The sequence below is a fragment of the Nocardia sp. NPDC004722 genome (assembly GCF_053601505.1).
Map to the genome: position 1 here is coordinate 1 of NZ_JBSGBY010000794.1, position 3252 is coordinate 3252.

5 protein-coding genes are annotated in these 3252 nt (G+C 67.7%); 2 read left to right on the forward strand and 3 right to left on the reverse strand.

All coding sequences use genetic code 11. The annotated features are described in order from the left end of the window. Positions 1-416: hypothetical protein (locus ACWELQ_RS41965; RefSeq protein WP_452402551.1), on the forward strand; the 416-nt coding region annotated here is incomplete at its 5' end. Here the strand turns inward: ACWELQ_RS41965 and ACWELQ_RS41970 are convergent. Then, positions 395-931, reverse strand: a complete 537-nt coding sequence (locus tag ACWELQ_RS41970) for a helix-turn-helix domain-containing protein (RefSeq protein ID WP_452402552.1) — start codon at positions 929-931, stop codon at positions 395-397. The genes ACWELQ_RS41965 and ACWELQ_RS41970 overlap by 22 nt on opposite strands. Before the next feature lie 63 nt (positions 932-994). Between ACWELQ_RS41970 and ACWELQ_RS41975 the strand changes: the two genes are divergently transcribed. Next, positions 995-1825 carry an alpha/beta fold hydrolase gene (locus ACWELQ_RS41975; protein WP_452402553.1) on the forward strand — a complete coding sequence of 277 codons (831 nt, stop codon included), beginning with the start codon at positions 995-997 and terminating at the stop codon, positions 1823-1825. Here the strand turns inward: ACWELQ_RS41975 and ACWELQ_RS41980 are convergent. After that, positions 1822-2490 (reverse strand): response regulator transcription factor, encoded by a 669-nt coding sequence (locus tag ACWELQ_RS41980; protein ID WP_452402554.1) that lies wholly within the window; start codon positions 2488-2490, stop codon positions 1822-1824. The two genes, ACWELQ_RS41975 and ACWELQ_RS41980, sit on opposite strands and share 4 nt — an antisense overlap. Next, positions 2487-3252: sensor histidine kinase (locus ACWELQ_RS41985; RefSeq protein WP_452402555.1), on the reverse strand; the 766-nt coding region annotated here is incomplete at its 5' end. The genes ACWELQ_RS41980 and ACWELQ_RS41985, both read right to left, overlap by 4 nt.

Consider the following 3252-nt stretch of genomic DNA (forward strand, 5'->3'; position numbering starts at 1 on the left):
GTCGGGTACGAGTGCAAGAACTTGGACGATTTATTGCCGGGCGATGTACTCGCCCGTATCCCGGCCGGCAAATTCGCGCGCGCTGGCACACCTACCTGACCTGGTGGCGCTTCTGGGGTGTCATCGGTTTCTGCCTGACCTTCTTCCTGTCGTTCATCATCATCAGCGACATGGAAGGCGTCCCGGCCTATTGCGGCTGGCGACACCCCTGCCCGCCGTGGATCCTGCTACCCCTGGGTCTGCTGCCGATCTACAGCTGGGCCGTGGCAGGGCTGATCGCCTGGGGGCTGGGCCGAATCGCGTTGCGCAGCCGCCGAACTCCGGCCTGGGGGATTGTCGTCGCGGCCCCGGTCTTCCTCGGCGGCGTGATCTTCAGCATCTACATGGTGGCCGACTACTGGTGGCCGAACGCCTGAGGGAACTGCACCGGGCTCATGAGATAGGCTCGGCGGCCTTCTTGCGGCTGGTTGCCCGTGAACTGTGCGACCACCTCGCGAAGTCCGGTGAGCATGGCATCGAGTTCCTCCGGGCTGAGCCACACCGTGCCCTGTCGGTACATGACCGAGTCGCCGACCGGGTCGGCATCGGGCTGATCCAGATACGCATTGAATTCGGCGATCAAAACGGCCATGGACGTGGCGAATCCGCGCCGGTGCTCGTCGAGCGTCATGGCCGCCCCGTCCTCGACGGTGATCGTCGGCCGGTCGGCGGCGACCCGATAGGAGCGTTCGACCGCCCCGCGCACCCGTCGCTCCTCGGCCACCTCGAGCACGCCGCCGTCGACCAGCAAGCCGAGATGCCGGTAGATGGTGGTCCGGGGGACGTCGATGAGGTGCTCGCAGAGCTCGGTCGCGCTGCGCGTGCGCCCGCCGGACAGCGCGTGCACGATGCGCAGCCGCACCGGGTGCAGCAGCAGGTCGATGGGATCCATGGCCTTACTATCCCACTTTCGGTACCATTACCAAAGTTGGGATAGGTACCGAAGGGGATGATCATGCGGAACGTGCCGGGACGTCGACTGTCATTGGGCGGCAATGAGATCTACGTGGAGGAGTCCGGGGAAGGTGCCACCTGCGTTGTGTTCGAATCCGGTGCTGGTGCTGGGCGGTGGCTATGGGATCCCGTAACCGAGCTCTTGACCGACGACGCGAGGGTCGTCGCCTACGATCGGGCGGGACGCGGTCGCAGCGATACGGTCGAGCCGCCGCAGAGCATCGACGATATGGCCGCCACCTTGGTCGATCTGGTGGCCGCGCTCGCGCCGGAACGGCTGATCGTGGTGGCGCACAGCATGGGTGGGCTGGTCGCGCGACGCGCACTGGAGAAGATGTCGCCGCAGCCCGCCGGGCTGGTGCTGATCGATACGACCGCCGAAGCCTCGCCGGTCTATGACGACTGGAGCAAAAGGGCCGCCACCGCTGACCGCATGATCGCCGTGCAGCAGGCGCTCGCGCGGTTTCGCCCGATCTCGCGTTTGTTGACCCATCCGTACAGTCGCATGTTCTCGGCCGACACCTACGCCACCATGCTGGAGGAGGATTTCACGCCCAGGGCTCTCGCACAGACACGGGCCGAGATCCGGGCGGTCGCCGATGCGGTCATCGAATTCCGCAGCAGGCCACCGCAATTACCGCAGTGTCCGGTCATCGTCATCCTGCCGACGAAGGTGGGCCGGATGCAGGCTCGAAACTTCGACGCCCTGCGCGAGTATCAATTGCGGTACGCCGAAGAGGTCGGTGCGGAGATCGAGGAGGCAGACTCCGGGCACCTCATCCAGGCCGAGCAGCCCGCACAGGTCGCCGCGGCCGTGCGCCGATTGCTCTAGCGCGGCGGCTCGACGCGCACCAGCCCGGATTGAAAGGCGACGACCACCAGCTGCGCCCGATTCTGCACTCCCACTTTGGACATGGCCCGCTGCACATGGGTTCGCACGGTCAGCGGGCTGACGTACATCTTCTCGGCGATCTCCTCGTTGGACAGCCCCTCGGCGACCATGGCGACCACCTCGCGTTCCCGGGCGGTCAGCACCTCGAGGGATTCGGCGGCCCCGACCCGGCTCTCGGGCCGGGCCAGGTAGCGGGCGATGAGGGTGCGGGTGGCGGCGGGGGAGAGCAGGGCGTCCCCCGCGGCGATGGCCCGGATGGAGCGCAACAGTTCTTCCGGCCCGACGCCCTTGCCGAGGAATCCGCTGGCCCCGGCCCGAAGCGCCTGCGCCACATACTCGTCCAGCTCGAACGTGGTGAGGATCAGTACGCGGGTGTCGTGCAGCGACTCGTCGCCGCAGATCTCCTGGGTGGCGCTGAGCCCGTCCATGCCGGGCATGCGGATATCCATGACCACCACGTCCGGCTTGGTGGTCCGCGTCAATTCGACCGCCTCCCGGCCGTTTCCGGCGATCCCGACGACCTCCATATCGTCGGCCGAGTCGATCAGCAGCCGGAAGGTGCCCGCCAGCAGCGCTTGATCGTCTGCCAGGAGTACGCGAATCATGAGGGCTCCAGGGGAAGTTCGGTGGTGACTTCGAATCCGCCGTCCGGTCGGCGTCCGGCGTGCAGGTGGCCACCGGCGGAGACGGCCCGTTCGTTCATGCCGATCAACCCGTATCCCGGGATCTCGGAATCCTCGTCGCCCGGCACGGGTTCGGCGGTGCCGTCATCGATCACGCTGATGGTCAGCAGTTGCCGGGAGTAGCCGAGCCGGACGGTCGCGGACGCGGTATCGGCGTGCTTGGCGACATTGGTCAACGCCTCCTGGATGATTCGATAGGCGGTCAGGTCGGTCCCGGAGGGCAGCGGTCGCGGGCCGCCCGTCACCGTCAGCGTGATGTCGAGCCCCGCGCGCTCGAATGCCGTGAGCAGCTCGGGCAATTGGTCGAGGCCGGGGGTGGGTTCGAGCGGCGCGTCACCGTCGTCCTCGCGCAGCAGTCCGACGGTCGCCTTGAGTTCCCGCAGGGCCGCCGAGGTGGTCCCGGCCAGCGAGTCCAGCATCTCCTGCGCCTGCTCGGGCTTGCTCTGCAAAAGGTAGGCGGCGGTGGAGGCCTGGGCGTGCGCGAGGGCCATGTGGTGGGCGACGATGTCGTGCAGTTCGCGCGCGATGCGCACCCGCTCCTCGCCGACGCGTCGCTGCGCCTCGTCCTCGCGGGTGCGTTCGGCGAGTTCGGCGCGGGCGTGCAGGGCGGCCAGATAGTTGCGCCGGTTGCGGGTCGCCTCGGCCAGCGCGCCCGCGACCAGCAGGCCCGCCACGACGCTGATG